At 51.5% G+C, this 18,343-nt stretch carries 16 protein-coding genes; 5 read left to right on the top strand and 11 right to left on the bottom strand.

Features of this window, described 5'->3' with window-relative positions:
- Nucleotides 1-8 precede the first annotated feature (8 nt).
- From MRY86_RS08050 to MRY86_RS08035, 4 genes are all read right to left on the bottom strand, one after another.
- A complete protein-coding gene (locus MRY86_RS08050) occupies nucleotides 9-566 on the bottom strand; it encodes an RsmD family RNA methyltransferase (RefSeq protein WP_293564858.1) in 558 nt (185 codons plus the stop codon).
- A 10-nt stretch (nucleotides 567-576) separates the two neighbouring features.
- Nucleotides 577-1,413, bottom strand: coding sequence for a DUF3822 family protein (locus MRY86_RS08045; RefSeq protein WP_293564860.1), 837 nt, complete (start codon nucleotides 1,411-1,413; stop codon nucleotides 577-579).
- On the bottom strand, nucleotides 1,401-1,988 hold the full coding sequence (locus MRY86_RS08040; protein WP_293564862.1) for a hypothetical protein: 588 nt from the start codon (nucleotides 1,986-1,988) through the stop codon (nucleotides 1,401-1,403). Before MRY86_RS08040 ends, MRY86_RS08045 begins: the two co-directional genes overlap by 13 nt.
- A 163-nt stretch (nucleotides 1,989-2,151) precedes the next feature.
- Nucleotides 2,152-2,541, bottom strand: coding sequence for a polymer-forming cytoskeletal protein (locus tag MRY86_RS08035; RefSeq protein WP_293564864.1), 390 nt, complete (start codon nucleotides 2,539-2,541; stop codon nucleotides 2,152-2,154).
- A gap of 61 nt (nucleotides 2,542-2,602) precedes the next feature.
- Here MRY86_RS08035 and tsaD point away from each other — a divergent pair, with 61 nt between their 5' ends.
- Nucleotides 2,603-3,598, top strand: coding sequence for a tRNA (adenosine(37)-N6)-threonylcarbamoyltransferase complex transferase subunit TsaD (gene tsaD / locus MRY86_RS08030; RefSeq protein WP_293564866.1), 996 nt, complete (start codon nucleotides 2,603-2,605; stop codon nucleotides 3,596-3,598).
- Between the two features lie 21 nt (nucleotides 3,599-3,619).
- Here the strand turns inward: tsaD and MRY86_RS08025 are convergent, their stop codons facing one another.
- On the bottom strand, nucleotides 3,620-4,345 hold the full coding sequence (locus MRY86_RS08025) for a DUF697 domain-containing protein (RefSeq protein ID WP_293564868.1): 726 nt from the start codon (nucleotides 4,343-4,345) through the stop codon (nucleotides 3,620-3,622).
- A 416-nt stretch (nucleotides 4,346-4,761) separates the two neighbouring features.
- Between MRY86_RS08025 and lepB the strand changes: the two genes are divergently transcribed.
- Genes lepB through MRY86_RS08010 form a run of 3 tightly spaced genes read left to right on the top strand, consistent with a single transcriptional unit; the run spans nucleotide 4,762 to nucleotide 8,785 of the window.
- Nucleotides 4,762-6,372, top strand: a complete 1,611-nt coding sequence (gene lepB, locus MRY86_RS08020; protein WP_293564869.1) for a signal peptidase I — start codon at nucleotides 4,762-4,764, stop codon at nucleotides 6,370-6,372.
- Between the two features lie 9 nt (nucleotides 6,373-6,381).
- The gene (locus MRY86_RS08015) at nucleotides 6,382-8,016 is read left to right on the top strand and encodes an aspartate:alanine exchanger family transporter (protein WP_293564871.1); all 1,635 of its coding nucleotides are present in this window, start codon (nucleotides 6,382-6,384) and stop codon (nucleotides 8,014-8,016) included.
- A gap of 13 nt (nucleotides 8,017-8,029) precedes the next feature.
- Entirely contained in the window at nucleotides 8,030-8,785 is a 756-nt protein-coding gene (locus tag MRY86_RS08010) for an SDR family oxidoreductase (protein WP_293564873.1), read from the top strand.
- Nucleotides 8,786-8,803: 18 nt separating this feature from the next.
- On the opposite strand, the gene MRY86_RS08005 is transcribed toward MRY86_RS08010, so the two are convergent.
- The 6 genes from MRY86_RS08005 to MRY86_RS07980 all read right to left on the bottom strand — a co-directional run bounded on the left by MRY86_RS08005 (nucleotide 8,804) and on the right by MRY86_RS07980 (nucleotide 16,241).
- Nucleotides 8,804-9,481: a DNA alkylation repair protein gene (locus tag MRY86_RS08005; RefSeq protein ID WP_293564874.1), complete on the bottom strand. Its 678-nt coding sequence runs from the start codon at nucleotides 9,479-9,481 to the stop codon at nucleotides 8,804-8,806.
- Nucleotides 9,478-10,365: a hypothetical protein gene (locus tag MRY86_RS08000; RefSeq protein ID WP_293564875.1), complete on the bottom strand. Its 888-nt coding sequence runs from the start codon at nucleotides 10,363-10,365 to the stop codon at nucleotides 9,478-9,480. Before MRY86_RS08000 ends, MRY86_RS08005 begins: the two co-directional genes overlap by 4 nt.
- Nucleotides 10,366-10,957: 592 nt before the next feature.
- Entirely contained in the window at nucleotides 10,958-12,094 is a 1,137-nt protein-coding gene (locus MRY86_RS07995) for a PKD domain-containing protein (RefSeq protein WP_293564877.1), read from the bottom strand.
- Nucleotides 12,088-13,455, bottom strand: a complete 1,368-nt coding sequence (locus MRY86_RS07990; RefSeq protein ID WP_293564879.1) for a hypothetical protein — start codon at nucleotides 13,453-13,455, stop codon at nucleotides 12,088-12,090. Before MRY86_RS07990 ends, MRY86_RS07995 begins: the two co-directional genes overlap by 7 nt.
- Nucleotides 13,455-14,018, bottom strand: coding sequence for a sigma-70 family RNA polymerase sigma factor (locus MRY86_RS07985; RefSeq protein WP_293564880.1), 564 nt, complete (start codon nucleotides 14,016-14,018; stop codon nucleotides 13,455-13,457). The genes MRY86_RS07990 and MRY86_RS07985 overlap by 1 nt, the downstream gene beginning before the upstream one ends.
- A gap of 99 nt (nucleotides 14,019-14,117) precedes the next feature.
- Nucleotides 14,118-16,241, bottom strand: a complete 2,124-nt coding sequence (locus MRY86_RS07980) for a carboxypeptidase regulatory-like domain-containing protein (protein WP_293564881.1) — start codon at nucleotides 16,239-16,241, stop codon at nucleotides 14,118-14,120.
- 116 nt (nucleotides 16,242-16,357) lie between these two features.
- Here MRY86_RS07980 and MRY86_RS07975 point away from each other — a divergent pair, with 116 nt between their 5' ends.
- A complete protein-coding gene (locus MRY86_RS07975) occupies nucleotides 16,358-17,632 on the top strand; it encodes a replication-associated recombination protein A (protein ID WP_293564882.1) in 1,275 nt (424 codons plus the stop codon).
- The last annotated feature ends 711 nt before the right edge of the window (nucleotides 17,633-18,343 follow it).

Genomic DNA, 18,343 nt, shown 5'->3' with positions numbered 1-18,343 from the left:
AAGGAAGGTCAGGCTTCTACTTCCGTAATATGACCGAAGAAGCTGAAAATCGTTTTCCCGTAATGCCGCTCCTGCTCGTAGTTGGGGTGATCCTGATAGCTGTGGTTGGGATTGTGCTCCATCACAAAGAGGCCATCGGGCGCCAGCAAGCCGTTCTCGAAGACCAGGTCAGGAATACTGTCAATGACCGGCAAACCGTAAGGCGGGCCGGCAAAAATGTAGTCGTATTGCTGCCCATCCAGGGGCATGAATTTAAATACGTCACTGTGAACGATCCGGATCTGATCTTCGATCTCCAACTCTTTTGCTGTTTTCTTTACGAATTTGACGCAGCCCGGAAACTTATCTACATACGTCACATCGCGGCAGCCTCGGGAGATAAACTCGTAGCTGTGGTTGCCCGTGCCGCCAAAGAGATCAAGCACCCTGAGGGATTCAAAATCAAAGGTATTGTACAAGATATTAAACAGGCCTTCCTTAGCGAAGTCTGTCGTAGGCCGGGTCGGCCAGTTTTTTGCAGGTGGGTTGAAACGCCGCCCTTTGAAGGCTCCTCCTATAATCCGCATAAGTAAATAGTTAAAGCAAGCTCAGGCTGAGCAAATCGAAGTATTGGTAGGCCACTTCCCGGTCGTTTTCCAAATCAAACCGGAAAATCGCCCGGCTGTCCATGAACTCCATGAGCGGCAGGTAGCGGGAAAGCAGGCGGTAAATTTCGGAAGCTTCCACCAATTGCCCGCTGAGGTAAACCGGCGTGGATTCCGCGCTGAGCACCGCCTGCTCAAATACCAGCATAGCGTAGTAGACAAAATCCTTTGCGCTCCGGTATTGGTAAGCATTGAAAAACGCCAGCGTACCATTCTGCAAAACGCTAGCGAACAGTTGCCCGTCCAACAGGTGGAAATAAGCACCATCCGCATGATTCGTAAGCCGGCGCTGCCCTTCCAGGAGCGCATTTCCAAGGTGAAATATCCGGCTACCTGAAAACAAACGCTGCGCAGCAGCTTCAAGCCTGCCATCTACAGCATAGACAAAATAAGTCCGAAGGGAGGCGACATGATCGGCCCGAACCGTATCCTGACTGGTCAACCGTACACTGCCTTCCAGGTAAGTAAGATGATCATCAGGGTTGTAAAGCCGTTCTGGCACAATGACCTGCCGGGGAGTAGCAAAAGCCAGGCGGCTGTTGCGGTAGGTAGCTGACAGGTATTCATCTTTTCGGGCCAGTTCCTCCAAAGATTCCGCATCCATAGGACTGCCCTCCAGGCTATATTGGCGGAGTGCAAGAAGCCGCTGTTGATCACTGATTACAGCAAAACCAAAACTGTCCACCCCCAAAAGGATGGACAGTTCATAGGTTTTCGTATGACTCAGTTCAAAAGTTGGCGATATGAGCTGTTGGATTATCTTTCCCAATTGCCAGAGAGGTTTGGTGCATTCATATTACCAAACTTCAATACGCTATTGGGATCGTAGCCGCTGTCGTAACGAGCAAAGCGGGGGTCCTTGAAGGCACCCATAAACTCTTTGCGGCGTACACCTACTTCCACAACAGGTACCGTTGTACTTTGGTAAGTAATGGTATCCGCTTTGATGTCAAAGGACTTACCGCGTCCGTAAGGGACAAAGCGCAGAGAATCTAATGACATTCCCATCACCGCCCGAATGGAATCATAAGCGGGGAGATAAGTCGTGTCATAAATGATTTCGCCGGTAAAGTTTGGATCATCAGGGTCACCAATCACTTTGACGATGGCAAAGCTGTCGTTCTTGAGCACATAAGACAAAGAATCAAAGGAAGGCGCAAAACCACCCTTGATGTTCCGGAAGGCTTCCTGAGCCGTACGGATCTTCATCAGTTTGTCAATCACAGCATTTTCCCGCTTTTCTTTTTCGGCTTTGAAAGCGATAGGCTCCTGAATACTGCTGATCAGTACCCAGACCAAACCTACTACGATGGCGGCTAGAATCAGGTTAATGACTATTCTCATTTTTCGGTTTGTTTTGACGCAAGTATAAATAATTTCCCCCGAAAAACTGGTATCAGCCTGCGAGCAATTTTACCGTCCTGTGGCAGAAAGGCACCGGTTCATACTTTCCTTCAACAAATCTTACTGAACTTCAGCCTGCTAGCTGAGGACAGGTCAATGCCCCTTATTCGCCAATCCGGCAGGCGCCGTTGTAGGTTGCGCCTTCTTCCACAGACATAAGCTTAGCTTGTATATCTCCTTCAATTCTTGCAGTGCTGGTAAGCTGTAAAGCCCCATCAACGGTGAGGTTGCCGGTGATTCGCCCGGATATGACGGCGGTACCTGCTTTTATTTCGCCTTCAATGGCTCCTTTCTCCCCGACTACGAGGCGCTTGCTGCAATGAACGGTCCCTTTGACGGAGCCGTCGAGCCGGATGTTCTCCTCTGACCTAAAATCGCCTTCAATGTGGGTCCCCGTTGAAACCACACAGTTAGCATCCGTGCTGCGCAGGGCTGCTGATGAAGCGTTGGACTCGGATGGTTGCTTTTTCTTCCTTAATGCTGGCGCTGCCATAATCTATACTGATTTTGGGATTGTTACTTATGTTTGCGATAAATAAAATGAATTCAGCAATATGCCTACCACCTTACTGGCGATAGAGTCGTCCTGCGATGATACTTCTGCTTCTGTGCTTATGGATGGGGAAATCCTGAGCAACTGTGTTGCCAATCAGGATGCGCACCGGTTATACGGAGGGGTGGTGCCGGAGGTTGCATCCCGCGCTCACCAAATTAATATTATTCCGGTAGTGGACCTGGCCATCAGGCAGGCAGGCATCAAAAAAACCGACCTTGATGCAGTAGCCTTCACCCGGGGCCCAGGCCTGATGGGCTCCCTCATTGTAGGGGTCGCTTTCGCTAAATCGCTGGCCCTTAGCCTTAATATCCCTCTGATTGAGGTTAACCATATGGATGCGCATGTGCTGGCGCATTTTGCGGAGGACCCAAAGCCAAAGTTCCCTTTCCTCTGCCTGACTGTTTCCGGCGGGCATACCCAAATTGTGAAGGTCAGCGCACCTGACCGCATGGAAGTTCTGGGGCAAACCCTGGACGATGCCGCAGGGGAGGCATTTGACAAAACCGGAAAATTGCTTGGATTGGAATACCCTGCCGGGCCGATCATTGACAAGCTGGCGCAACAGGGCAAACCGGTTTATGACTTTCCGGAACCGAGGATACCGGATCTGGACTTCAGCTTCAGCGGCCTGAAAACCTCCATTCTTTACTTTCTAAAGGAAAAAATTAAAGAGGACCCGGAATTTATAGAGCAGCACCTGAATGACATCTGTGCTTCTGTACAGGACCGTATCGTCAGCATCCTGCTCAAGCGGCTCCGCAAGGCAGCCCGGCGCACCGGGATCAAGGAAATCGCTATTGCCGGTGGTGTGTCCGCCAACTCGGCTTTGCGCAGCGGGCTGTCGGAAATGGGCCGAAAAGAAGGCTGGCAGACCTATATCCCCAAATTTGAATACTGTACCGATAATGCGGCTATGATTGCCGTGGCGGGCTACTTTAAGTATCAGGCCGGGCAATTCACAGATCAGTCGGTGCAACCCGCAGCCCGGTTTTAATGGATTCGTGGAAATCTTCTGCTAAAAAGCCGCAATCAGCTTCGCCTTCATTGACTGAAACTCTTCCTCAGAGATGATGCCCTCCTCCCACAGTTTGCCCAGCTCCCGCAAGCGGTCGAGTACATCCTCTTTGCTTTTCGGAGGCTCAGTGGCGGTGGGCTCATTAGCTTCCGGCTGAGCATAATCTGCCGGATTCTCTTCGGTGGCAGATTCCGCAGCTTGTTTGGCAGCTTTGTCTTTGCGCAGCTGCTCGGCAACTTTCTTGCCTTTCTCAAACTGTTCCTTGTACATTTTTTTCAGGCGGGCGGGGTCAAAGTCCAAAATAGTGCCTCCTGACTCGTAATGCCGCTTGAATACCTGCCCAAGGGCATAAGTCGAAGCCCCTGCAAATACCGATACCGTAATACCGCCAACTACAGAACCTACGACCGGGATCATTTTCGCCAGGCTGCCGGCGCCAATCCGGGCCAACGTGGAACTTGTGAGTGAAGTAACAATAGCTTTGCCCTGCGTCTCTGAGAAATCCACATCATACACCTTGCTCATTTGCCGGATCATATCCAACTGCACCGCGCTTACTGCAAAAATATCGGCAATCAGCACCGGAATCAGACCGGAGCCCATTGACCAAATGATGTGGTTGCGGATAATCGTGTCGACGTGTTTGCTGCGCTCGCTTGTTGATTCGCTCATAAACTGCGATTTTACTTTTTTGATACCGTAATCGAAGAAATCTTTCGGTTCCATAGACTGAGTTGATTCAGTTTCAATAATAAGGGCTTTTGCCCGAAGCTGCCACTTTTTTTCGACTACCATCCGAAAAACGGCGATTGGCAAGCGGGGAATGGGCCTGCCTGCTTTATTCTAAACAATAGGAACAAACCCTGGTTCTGTCCTTCTTAGTTTTAGGATTTCGGGATCACACTCCCCTTAAATACAGTAATTCATCTGATAATTGCCGGTTTTCGTCCAAGTGCCTGCAATGGAAGCCCTTACCAGGCGTTTTGCTTATGCGAATCCTCCGGAACGCTCCTGTTCGGCTTTAACTTGCACCTTTACAGCAGCAGCTCTCGAAGCTGCAAACGGCCGAAAGTGCAGCCGTATATTTTTTTTCCGTCCCGAAGGAGTATATTTGCGCGTTACCAAAAGTAAATCAACACGGCATGGGTTTCTTTCTCTTTTTATTGATCAGTTATATTCTGCTCTCCATCAGCCTTTTCTTTTTGTTTCCCAAGGCGGGGGTAGACGGGTGGAAGGGCCTGGTCCCTGGCCTGAATTTCGTGGAATGGTGCAAGCTCATCGGCCGGAAAGGCACGTATGCGGCCTGGCTGCTGTTCCCCATTGTCAATATTTTTATCTATGCGGGCATGGCCATTGATATGGTGCGCTCGTTCCGGCACTATGGTTTCCTGGACAGTGTGCTGGCAGTGCTTTTCGCGCCCTTTTACTTTTTCTTCCTGGCTTTCAAGCCGGAGGAACAGTACGACGGTCCTACACTGGTCAAAGAGGCGGAGTACAAACAACAACTTCTGGAAGCACAGGAGGAGAACCAAACCCGAAAGCTGAAGAAACTACAGAGCAGCAACCCTTACCATAAGTCTCAGGTCCGGGAATGGGCGGAGGCCGTGATTTTTGCGGTTTTTGCAGCGGCTTTCATCCGCATGTTCCTAATCGAAGCCTACGTGATCCCAACCTCTTCGATGGAGGGGTCCCTGCTGGTTGGAGATTTTCTGTTTGTTAGCAAAGCCCACTATGGCATCCGCACGCCGGAAACAATAGCCATGATTCCGCTTTTGCATAACCGTGCGCCGGTTATCGACGCAGAGTCTTACCTGAAGAAGCCCAAGTTGCCTTATTACCGTCTGCCTGCCCTCGAAAGCATTGACCGCAACGACCCCATTGTTTTCAACTACCCGGAGGGAGATAGCGTCTACATTTTCCCCGGCCGGACCTGGAGCATACACGATTACAATCGGGGCGCTATCCCGCCACAGTACGCCCGACAGATCAAGAGCGGGAATAAAAAGCTAGTCGTCCGCCCGATGGACAAAAAAGACCACTACATCAAGCGGGCAATTGCCGTAGGTGGCGACAGCCTTGAAATCCGCGACCGGCAGGTGTACATCAATGGGCAGCCCGCAGATAATCCCGAGCACCTGCAATATATGTATCAGGTGACTTTCCCGAATACCGCTATCAATACCCGTCCGTTTTCAGACTGGGGCATTTCCACGGAGGACATCATCGCTCAGCAGGGCAATACCACATTTATTATCGTCCTCTCCAACGAGCAAAAAGCTAAAATCCAGGACTTGGACGAAGGCATCACGATGGAGCCGATGAACATCGGCGAACTGGATACCAACCCGGAGAAGCTCTTCCCGCACGACCCGAAAAACTTCCCTGGCTGGACAGTGGACAACTACGGGCCGGTATATGTGCCTGAAAAAGGGGCAACAATAAAGGTCAGCCCTGAAAACATTAGCCTCTACAAACGCATTATTGGAGTGTACGAAGGCAACGAGCTCGCAGTCCGGGACGGAAAGATTTTCATCAACGGGGAAGAAACGGACGAGTATACCTTCAAAATGAATTATTACTGGGCTATGGGCGATAACCGGCATAACTCTGAAGACAGCCGGGTTTGGGGCTTCGTCCCCGAAGACCACATCGTCGGAAAGCCTATCATCATCTGGTTCTCTACAAAAGAAGGGTCGATTGGCAACGGCATCAACTGGAGCCGCCTCTTCAAGTATGTAGGCAATCTGAAATAAAACAGCTGCATGGTTGACGCCTTCATCGAAAACCCTCTATTGCTATTATTCGTAGTAGCTGGCCTGGGCTACGGTGTGGGCAGTATCCGGATACGCGGCAGCAATCTCGGTGTGGCTGCAGTGCTGTTCGTCGGGCTTGGCGTTGGCGGGCTGAGCCCGGAGCTCCATATCCCTGATATTATCATTTTCCTGGGGCTGGCGATGTTTGTCTACACGATTGGGCTGAGCAGTGGGCCCAGCTTTTTCGCTACTTTTCGGCAACGGGGATCGAGGGATATCATCTTTGTAATTGTGATGCTCACCCTGTCGGCCTCCATTGCCTTTGGGCTGCATTTCCTTTTCCATTTTGATGCCAGCACCACCTCCGGGCTGTACGCCGGCAGCACCACCAATACGCCTGCGCTGGCGGGCTTGCTGGATGCCATCAGTAATGCTAATCTGGGAAATACCGCCGCAAAGTCCATGAGCGAACGGGCGGTCATTGGCTACTCCCTCTCCTACCCCATGGGCGTCATCGGGGTGATGATTGCGATTAATGTCATGCACCGCCTCCTGAAAATCGACTATCTGGCCGAAGAGCGGGAGCTAAAAAAGGAATACCCGGTACGCCAAACGGTAACCAGCAAGACCGTTGAAGTCACACAGCCCGATGTTGCCGGCATCCCGCTGCGCGACTTGAAGCGGCAGCTCAATGCGAATGTGGTCTTTGGGCGGTTGGTAAGAGGCGATGAGACCCTGCTGACCAATTACGATACCACCTTGAAAGTGGGCGATCAGGTGGCATTGGTGGCGGATGAAGAAGAAATTGAACGGGTCACTTTGCTGATTGGCAAAAACATGCCCTTTCGGCTGTCCTCCGACCGGTCGGAATATGACACCCGCCGGATATTTGTCTCCAATCCTGATATTGCGGGCGAACGCCTGTCTACCCTCAACCTCAACGAACGATTTGCCGCCATCATCACTCGGGTGAGAAGAGGCGATATTGACCTGCTGGCCAACTCTAAGCTCGTGCTGGAGCTGGGCGACCGGGTCCGCTTTGTAGCCCGCAGGCAGGACATACCAAAGATTTCCAAACTCTTCGGGGACTCCTACGATGCCCTCAGCCGCATCAACCTGCTAAGTTTTGGGCTGGGCATGGCCCTGGGGCTGCTGTTGGGCATGATTACCTTTCAATTGCCCGGCGATGCTTCCTTTAAACTGGGATTTGCTGGTGGGCCTATCATCGTGGCGCTAATCCTTGGAGCACTGAGGCGTACCGGCCCTATTGTCTGGACCTTGCCTTACAGCGCTAACCTGACGCTCCGGCAGATTGGCCTGATCCTGCTCCTGGCGGGTGTAGGCGTGAATTCCGGACATACCTTTGTAGATACCGTGGCGCAGGGCGGTGGTGGCATTATCTTCCTGGCCGGGACAATCATCAGTTTTATCACGGCTATTGCTACCCTTTTCATCGGTTACAAACTTTTGAAGATACCCTTCAGCTTTCTGACGGGCATGGTGGCCAGTCAGCCGGCGGTGCTGGATTTCGCGCTGGAAAAAGCAGGCAACAAACTTCCCAATATTGGCTTCACGTTAATGTTGCCCGTATCTTTGATTACCAAAATCGTCTACGTTCAATTCCTATTCGCTTTATTGCGGTAAACCCTGCAAGTCTATGAATTTTACAGGCAAACGAGTTCTGATTACGGGTGGCTCCCGGGGCATTGGCAAAGCTACAGCACAGGCTTTTGCGGAAGCAGGCGCACGCGTGGCCATCAATTTCAACAGCAATAAAGCTGCGGCAGCCGATGCCATCAACAGCCTTACGGGCGAAGGCCACTTTGCGGTCCGGGCCAACATCAGCCATCCTGAAGCGGTGGAACGCATGGTGGAAGCCGTATCTGGAGAAATGGGCGGTATCGATATCCTGGTCAATAACGCGGGGGTTTTTAGGCCTCACCCAATTGCAGAAGTGAGTTATCAGGAATGGCAGGAGGCCTGGCAACAGACCCTGGACACCAATCTGACGGGGGCAGCGAATGTCACCTACTGCGTTGCGCAACAAATGATTGAGCAGGGCGGAGGGCGAATTGTTTTTGTATCCTCCCGCGGCGCATTCCGCGGAGAGCCTACGCACCCGGCCTATGGGGCATCAAAAGCCGGCATGAATGCATTGGCACAGTCCCTGGCTCAGGCCCTGGCCCCTCACAACATTTTCATCGGCACGCTGGCTCCAGGTTTTGTGGAAACAGACATGACAACGGAGCACCTGCAGGGCGAAAGCGGGGCGGCCATCCGCAGTCAAATCCCAAATGGCAGAGTCGCCCAACCTGAGGAAATGGCGCATTGTATCCTTTTTCTGGCGTCGGAGCAGGCGGCGTATACGACTGGGTGCGTGCTGGATGCAAATGGGGGGTCTTATTTGCGGTAGGTGTGCGGAGTGGGCGGGTTACAGGTGTTTGGTGGCTTCACGTAAGGTGAGTTTGGGAAGATGAGGGTTTTGGTGGATAAAGTCACGGATTAGGCTGGGTGCCGTTCGGGCGTACTGTCGAAGGGCCCAGCCAGCTGCCTTTTGCACAAAAAACTCATTGCTGTCCGCTCGGCGCAGGATGTAGCGGAAAAGGCGATCGGTGTCCGTTCTTTCCTTATAACCCAACTGGAAAATGATGGCGGCGCGCTGAAACCAAAAGTCGTCAGATTCAATCCATCGGTCAGGGTAATCTTTTTGGTACTCCGGGAAGCGCAGCAGGAGCCCACCGGCAATTTTGGGAGAAAGGAAATCGACGGTATCCCACCAACAATTCCGGGGAATTAATTCTTCCACGAGGTCCAGAAAATCAGGGGTTAGCCTTCGGCGTGACTTTTGCAGCAAGTCGTTGACGGCATATTGCAGCTCCCGGTTCGCATCAGGTTTGAAACACAACCGGCATATGGTTTTCAGCTCCTCTCCTTCTGGCACCCCCCATGATGTGATGTGCTTTTTAACAATGGCTTGCCGCTCCGGCGTTTTGATCCCATAAAACCGGGCATTGTGTTTCATATAGGCCTCCATCTGAGCGGCTTGCCCGGGGTTAGCGTTGGCTTGAAAGGCATCCTTTAGCAGGTTGACATAGGCTTCGGAGGTCATAAATGCTGTATAGCTTCAATAATTTCGGCTTCCGCCATGGGTCGCATATAAACATTCAGCAATTTATCCGCAGCTTTTTTCAGGCGGGCTGCGCCAAAATGAAGTTGCCCTTTCGACATCCCATAAGCGATGACATGCCCGGAGGCCCGCCGCGGAATATTCAACCCACTGAAGTGGCGGTCACTGGGATACAATTTAGTGATTACACTGGAATTGTCCAGCCAAAGAAAGGCCTCCTGGCTTTCAAAGCTGTCGGCATTGGCTATAATTTTGGCGGTCACCATGACCTTGGCATCTTTTCGGGCAAAAAAATGACCACATTGGTACCAGGAGCAGCGCTGCACCGGGAAACCCAAATAGCGCCGGTCTCCTACCTTGCGCACTTCCACCGGAGTTTTAACCAGGCGCCAGTCGAGGAAAGTATTACTCTTGACAGAACGCACGGTGGGCAGGCTGCGGGCGAAGAGTTTTGCATTGCCTGGTGGATGGGCATTGTGCGGGCTAACCGGGATTTCCATCATCACCGGCTCGTTGAGCTGCAGTGGGGCTCCGTCCTTGAATATGTTGAATTGCACCTGACTGATGGCATCCACCACGCGGTCTTCCGAAGCCGTGGGCCGAGCAGCAAGCAGATGCTCAACAGGCGTACTGATTTCCGTAAGCCGGACTTGAATTTGTCCATCAATCCGTTGGCCGGTAGTAGTAGAAAGTGAATGCGCAGGAAAGGTCAGCCGGGTCCCTTTTTCCCCAACAATAGTGCTGTTGCGGGCGGCATTGATCAGAAAGGCCTGCTCGGGCGGCCGATGTTTTAAGAAAAACTCCTCCAATGTCCGATAGGGGCTGCCTGAATAGGTCAACACCCTGGGTACGTGGCCAGGTATCATACTTTTTTGTTTTCTCATAGTTGGACCTACACAGCAGCGACCGTATACGTCCGGTAATTAGACCAATACAATTAGTGATGCGCTGCCTGTGGCATGCGCAGGGACACATTCAGGGAGGTAAATGTCAGAGCAGTTAAACTAAGGAGCCGTTGATGCACAACCGGCATATCAGGTACAACCGAAGCCTACTGCTTTTTTCAATCTGGAATAGGAATGTATGCTTGAACGGGGAGTAGATGGAGGGTACAGCAGCTTTTACGGCACTGCATCAGCAAAGGTTGCAAAAAAGTCACCATTTTTCTCCCTACGCCAAAGCAATAGGGTTTAATTCATAGTGCCTTTCAAAGGTACTAAGTTTAAGGGGGTTATTCAAGGAATAATTTTCTCCTTGTGCAGGTAAGTTGTAGTGGATGGCCTCGCATACCATACTACTAGACATTTTTCAAAAGGGATTGATTTTTTTTGCCTCCGCACGCCCCTTTTCCCCCTAAGGGCGGGAACCCCAGCGCGCAAAAAACAATCCCTTTTATTCATGAAATCCGGTTTGTATAGTGATTGGGGCGCATATGCCAGAACCGTTGAAGTACCATACTTAGTCGGGTATGGCTACGGCGATGGTGCCCGTTCCTTCGGCTGTTTTCCAGGGCGCTCCGGCCTCATCGTAAAGCTGGCACTGAAAACGAATGCCCAATTGCAGGGTCGGCTGCCCAAGGCTGTTATTTTCATAGGGTTCAGCACTTTCAATAGTAAAATTGAAGGCCGAAGCCTGGCTGCCTGTTGCGGTAGAATAGAGGTTGCCCTGCTCATCTTGATACCGGATGACTACCCCACTGGAAGGCCCCGGGACCACTACTGTATTTATAGTTGTCTCTATGCCCCCATCTATGCGGTTGCGGCAAACTGCAGCCTGTTCAAAAAGAATCGTCTGGCAGGAAGCAGCATTGCAGCCTCCCTGAAAAAAGCCCTCCAAACAAAGCGTGAACTGACCGGCACCCTGTGGCGGGAAAAAGCTGAAAGTGGCTCCGGGCTGACCGATAATGGAGTCTTGCCAAATAAGCTGCTCGGCGCCCCCACCCTGATCATACGTCGCCACGATAAGCGAATCAAAGAGAATCGTAGTGTCAATGGTAAAGCTCACCTCACATCCCTGCTGAACGGTGTTAAAAGAGAAACTTTTTCTGGTATAGCTTTGGCAGTCCCCCTCGGTAAGGGTGGTAAGCTCGACTTCATAAGCTCCAGGCCCCGGTATTTCTTTTTCCACAGTAGAAGTAACAGCCGTGGAACCATCATAAAAAGCCCATTGGTGGCTGAGGACCGGTGCGCCGCCAGAGTGGATGGAATTAGCCGTAAGATTAAGTGTGTAGGTCGTATCTGTAATGAAGGTTCCGGGCTGTATGAATGGGACCTGCCCTATGCCCAGCAGGCTATCCAGAGCGGCAATACTACCACTGAATTCAAACTGCCAGCCGGGGGCACAGTCAGTGGAGCAATCTAATTCTTCCAGGCGGCTCAACGATTGTAAGTTCCCGTCGTTGGTAGGGGACAATTCTGTGAACATGAAATAATTATCTACTCCTGCTGCCAGCTCAAACGCGGCACTGTCGAGGTTGCCCTCCAACCGAAATACAGGATCGCCATCGGTGGGCTCCGGCAGCTCCGTCGGATCGCATGCCATAAAGGCAAGCATCATACTCCCCAAAAGCGCCATTGCCCATCTGTAATTTACCATAGTTTGTATTTAAGCATCAGATCAAATGAAACCGGCGACAACCGGGGCTGTTCAGGGGCCGTAGCCGATAGGATTGGGGTGATGCTATACTGCACGCGCCCTGCCAGCTGCAGATTGGGAAAGACTTCAAATGCATATCCTGCCTGCGCCCGGAATAACCAGCGGGAAAGCCCCTCTGTGGCCATCCACCCTTCTGAAATAGCGGAAACGGGCCCGTAATCCAGTTCCGCTTCCGGCTTTTGCGCCTGTTCCAGTTGCCCTCTTGCACCAACCAGATACGTAGCGCCAGCACCGGCGTGCAACTGATGACGGCCAAGAGCATAAGTAGCCCCTGCATTGACATCTACGTAGTGCAGGCTGTTGGCCCTCAGTTCAAACGCATTTTCTGTAACACCAAATCCGTAGGTACGTTGCAGGGAGGTTTGCGTCGGCAGGCCAGACAACGGCCTGATCCGGTATAATCCTTCGGCGTAAAGCCCGAAGCCATCACGCCCCGGCCAGCTCGCGCCCAAACCTAACAGTGCACCAGCCTGATTGCCCTGGGCAGGCAGGCTGCCTCCTAGTATGGTTTGTACCGACCACCGCTTGCGGACCGGCCAGCAAGGATCGGGCAATTCGCCCACATCCCTGCGATCACCTCTTTCCAACGCAAATGAAAGGGTAGGAATTGGATCAAAAACAGCGACCATTTGTCTTCCTGCCTGTTGCTCCTCCTGATCTTCCATCGCTATGGGCGGAGCAGCTGATTCAGCGGCAGGCGCATTCTGAGGTAACGTGCGCTCATGGAGTATATCATTATTGGCAGACTTTGAGTTTTCAGCCTGAATCGAGCGTTCATTCAGCTTTGAAGCACCATTTGTTGGTAAGGCTGCCTGCGGCAGTTCCACCTTGGAAGCGGATTCAACCGACGGGGCGGGCTCCGTTTCATCACCAGCTAAAGTAGCAGCCTGTTCAGGGTTGGCAGCCTGTTCAGGGTTGGCAGCTTGTGCAGGGTTAGCGGCTTGTGCAGGGTTAGCGGCTTGTGCAGGGTTGGCAACTTGCGCAGAACCAGCAGCACGGTTAGGCATTGCCAGGCCACCCTCCTTTGGTAGGGAGCGCTTTACCACCTTCTTTTCAACGGCCGGTTTTTCTGTTAGCGGTGCGGTAGAAGTGGAAATCAGCTTCGATGTGGAAGGCCATAGGGCAAAGACCACTACTGCCAATACAATAGCCAATAACCCCGACCGCCACCACCAGATCGCCCCGCGCCGGGCATCGCGGTCATCCAGCAATTGCAGCGCGTCGGCCCAGTGCGCCTCGTTGAAGGGCATGTCCCGCCCTTCCATTTTCTTCCTGAAAAATTCGTCCATTGGTTCCATCATCACACGATCTTTGAAGCATTCATAGCGTTGCGTATCATTTCCTGCAGTTTTTTACGGGCGGAAGCCAAATGCCAGCGGGAAGTCCCCTCACTGATGTCCAGCATCTTACTAATTTCCGTATGCGGATAGCCGTCTATTGCAAATAAATTAAACACCTTGGAGGTCATAGGCGGCAGTTGACGGATAAAGCCCTCCAGTTGCTCTGCATCAAATTGTTTGTCTGCCTCATTATAATCCACCCCGCCCTGCGCTTCCGGCAGGTCGTGGATGGAGGTGGAGGCGATTAATTCTTTAACCTTTCGGTTCTTGCGGAAATCGTCAATCAAGGTGTTAATAGTAATCCGCTTAGCCCATGCGGCAAAGGGCACATGACCGGGTAGCCGGTCCAGGTTATCCAGAATTTTCAGGAAAGCCTGATTAAGCATGGCTGCCGCATCCGGCTCGTTTTTTCGGTAGCGAAGACAAACGCCCATAAGCAAAGGATAGCAGAGCCGGTAAAGGGCAAACTGTGCCTTCCGGTTTCCATTCTGGCAATCCTTGATCAGCTTCGGGTCTATTTCCAAGCTATACTAATGGGTTGTTCTGGTGTAAAATAGCAAGAACCTGTCAAAAAACCGGGCTCAACCGGGTATTCCCTGATTGAGCCCGTATCGTAAAGGGTGTTATTGCTTCATCCACTTTTGGGTCAGCAGCTGGCCTTCTGCGGTTACTTGCAGGTAGTACATCCCTGCAGGCAGTGTGCTCACGTCAAGCGTAGTAGTAGTGCCGCTCATCTCTATATTCGTGCGGCTGAGGACCATCTGTCCTTGCGCATTCCACACTTGTATAGCGCCCTGCCCCTGCATTTCAGAAGCAACTACCTGTAAGGTGGAGGTTGCCGGGTTAGGGAAGACAGACAGTGCAGCTTCACGGACCAGCTCGTCGGTATCAGTAATGCTTTCTTCTCCGATTTCAAAATAAAGGCCTTCTGCACCTGGGTTGTCCTCGCTCAGGGTGACCCAATAGTACTGCTGCTCGTATCCGATGTGCTCAATGACCACTTTGTAGGTACCGTATGCCAGGCTTGGGAACATAAATTCGCCATTGGCATCCGTGTAGGTATAGCTTACCGGATTTTCTTCTTCGTCCAGCAGGATGATGGAAACGCCCTCCATGGGTTCACTGCCGCGGACTTCGATCTCACCAGACTGTAAGTTCGCGCCATCTGCAACGTACCCACCGATAAATCCAGGACCGCCAGGGTTGTCGCCGGGAATCAGGGTAAAGTTGAAGGTGCCCCAGCCATTAAATGGCAGGGTGACCGTATTGGCTTCGTCCCACCAAAGGACATGGCTGTAGTAGGTTGGCAGATGGTTTTCATACCCATTCGTACCGGGTGCCAGTGCTGCCTTGATCAGGTACTCACCGGCAGGCTGCGCATCAAACTTGTAGTAGGCTGCGCCCTCAAAGCCCAGGCTCTCCATTTCCGTAGTGTCTACGGCAGTCAGGGTGCCTTCTTCTTCGTCGTACACGATCAGATAAACCCAACCTTCCATCTCACCACCGTTAATACTGTCGGGCAGGTAAACATATCCGTCAATGATAAAGGGGGCTGAAGGGTCAACGATAAAAATACAGTCCGTGGAAGTGCAACCATTGGCGGTCGTTACGGTCACACAGTAATTGCCAGGCTCAACGTCCTGAATGGTGGCGGTAGTCGCTCCGGTACTCCAGTTATAGGTAACTGCCCCGGTCGCGCCTGAAACAACGGCTTCCAACATCGTCCCATTCTGAACTGCTATAATCTCAACGGAGCAGGAGTCTACCCCACCCTGATACCAGTAGGTTGCCGTGGCGGTGCATCCTGCAGCATCAGATACGGTTACGGAGTAGAAGTTTGTATTGGGGTCAATGTCTGTTGTAGAGAACGTAGAACCGGTATTCCAGCTGTAAGCAAAAGGCGCTACACCTTGCGGAATAGCCTGTAGTTCCATCCCAAGAGCATCAAGCTCAATGCTCACTCCGCATGGAGTTGGGAAGTAATCGGTGCAGGCCGTAGCTTCACACCCCTCCGCATCCGTAGTGGTCACACAGTACGTCCCTGCTGCCGTCACTTCAATAGAGGAAGTCGCCTCACCCGTACTCCAGGAGTAATCGATCGCGCCCAGCCCGTAAGCAAAGGCTTCGATCACCAGCCCTTCAGCGGTTGTGGAAGAAACCAGGTTGACCACGCAGGTAGAGTCTGAACCGCTGCCTCCGGTTGCATCATAACATGCAGTGGACGCACATCCTAAGGCATCGGTTACCGTAGCGCAGTACAGCCCACTGCCATCTGGCACAATACTCTGAGTGGTTGCTCCCGTGCTCCATTCGTAGCTAAACGGCGCGACTCCAATCATTGTGGCAGCCACTACATTATCCTGCCAGTCCGGATAAACAAAAGCCTGACAGGTAATCTGAATATCACAGTAAGTGAAGTCAATAACCACCTCACTATTTGCGGGGGACCAAGTCCCGTCACCAAAGAGGAAATTTTGATCACAATTGGTTATCCTGGCGTATGCCCATCCCTGCGTATCCGCATCATCGAGGGTGAACTCAACCGAGTAGGCGCCGTTTTCATCGGTAAGGGCAACAGCAGATAAAAAGCCGCCGCTTACCAGAGAGTCCGTAAAGACCTCAACGGTCAGTGCTTCTACCGGCGTGCCATCTGTATTGGTAACCGTTCCGCTGACGGTCACCTGATTCTGAGCAAAAACAAAAACGCTCAGTAAAAGCGCGGTTGTCATTGTAATAATCTTCTTCATGTTCGTTTTTTGTACTACAGTTGTTGATAATTCATTCAGCTTTGCAAAGCTTTCAGTTACCTTCACGGGCAATTTGGGTGAAGCGTTGGGTGAGAAAAGAAAAAAAATAATTTTTTATGAGACCACTGGCAGAACGGATGCGCCCCCGCCAATTGGCAGATTACGTAGGGCAGCAACATTTGGTAGGATCGGGTGCAGTCCTGCGGCAGGCTATTGAGTCTGGTCAAATCCCTTCCTTTATTCTTTGGGGGCAGCCGGGCATCGGCAAGACCACCCTGGCGAAAATCATTGCTAATGAGCTTGACCGGCCCTTTCACACCTTGTCGGCGATCAACTCCGGCGTGAAGGATGTGCGGGAAACCATTCAGCGGGCCAAAAGCCAGCGCTTTTTCGATAGCCCCAACCCCATCCTATTCATCGATGAGATCCACCGCTTTAGCAAATCCCAGCAGGATTCCCTGCTCGGGGCAGTGGAGGAAGGCGTCATCACGCTTATTGGAGCCACTACGGAAAACCCTTCCTTTGAGGTCATCCCAGCCCTCCTCTCCCGCTGCCAGGTGTATGTGCTGGAACCGCTCAGCAAGGATGAACTGATCGGGCTTATTGAGCAGGCCCTCAAAGAAGATGAGTTTTTGAAAGGGCAGAAAATCAACATAGAGGACTACGATGCCATACTCCTCCACTCCGGTGGGGATGCCCGGAAGCTTTACAACATCCTGGAATTGGTGACGAATTACGGCAAGGCTTCCGAGCCCATCACCGTGACCAATGAAATGGTGACCCAAAAGCTGCAGCAGAATATCAGCCGGTACGATAAAGGCGGAGAGCAGCACTACGATATCATATCGGCCTTTATCAAATCCATCAGGGGCAGCGATCCGAATGGGGCCGTCTATTGGCTTGCCCGCATGATCGAAGGAGGGGAAGATGTAAAGTTTATTGCCCGTCGGCTGCTGATTTCAGCGGCAGAGGATATTGGTTTGGCCAACCCCAATGCCCTACTCATGGCGACCACTACTTTCCAGGCCGTGCAAGCGGTCGGACTGCCCGAAGGCCGGATTATTTTATCTCAGGCGGCCATCTACCTGGCCAGTTCCCCAAAAAGCAACTCGGCTTACATGGCTATCAATCAGGCTCAGCAGCTGGTCCGGCAGACCGGCAGCCTCCCGGTGCCCCTGCACCTGCGCAATGCCCCTACTAAACTGATGAAAGACCTGGACTATGGCAAAGACTATAAATACAGCCACGATTTCCCGGGCAACTTTGTGCAACAGGATTTCCTCCCGGATCAACTAAAGGGTCAAAAGCTTTTCGAGCCACAGGATAATGCGGCAGAGCAGAAGTTGAAGCGGCAGCTGAAAGAATGGTGGGACGATTGGTACGGGTATTAAAAAAGGCTGTGCTTTTCGCACAGCCTTAGCTTATAATCCCATGAACATATCTAAAAAAATCTCACGAATAGTACGTATCCAAACGTAAACGACCTTTGTTTAACCTAGTTGGAATCGTACTCTTTTATCTTGATCGGAGATTATAAAAAATAGTAAGCCGTTCAGCTGTCGTAGCGAACGGCTCACTACTAACAAATTATAATCCCATGAACATATTCAAATCTTAATGGTGAAAGGTGATTTACGGTCCGTTGACAACGTTTCTTCTCTCTCACAGTACAAATATTCAACATTATCCAGGGAAGAACAAAGACAAAAACAAGGGTTTGTGAAAAACAAAATCGACACACCTGTAGCAGAAATCCAGTAAAAAAGAGGAAACAAGAAGCATCCTTGTGAAAAAAAACTTGAGATCGCGCAAAAAAAAGTCGCACATTTCTGTGCGACTCAATAGCAATGATTATAATTCCACGAATGTATATACAATGAATGTATTACCAATTTGATGCGTTATTAACGCTTTGCAGGTACAAAATAGTATATAATTTTCCTGCATGCTTCCCGATACGCCCTCTTTTTTCGATGATTTACGAAATGAAGGGCTTAACGGGGAAAGATATACTGACGATTAAGTGGTTTGCCACAGCAAACCTACTCAATGTCAGCATTTACGCTGGGAAGTGGCTTGCTCCGATGTCGCAAACCACTTCG

Origin of the sequence: Phaeodactylibacter sp. (assembly GCF_022763345.1) — a bacterium.
In the GTDB taxonomy this organism is placed as follows: Bacteria; Bacteroidota; Bacteroidia; order Chitinophagales; family Saprospiraceae; genus Phaeodactylibacter.
The sequence above is the reverse complement of the archived record's forward strand: the minus strand, read 5'-3'. Positions and strand labels throughout refer to the sequence as shown.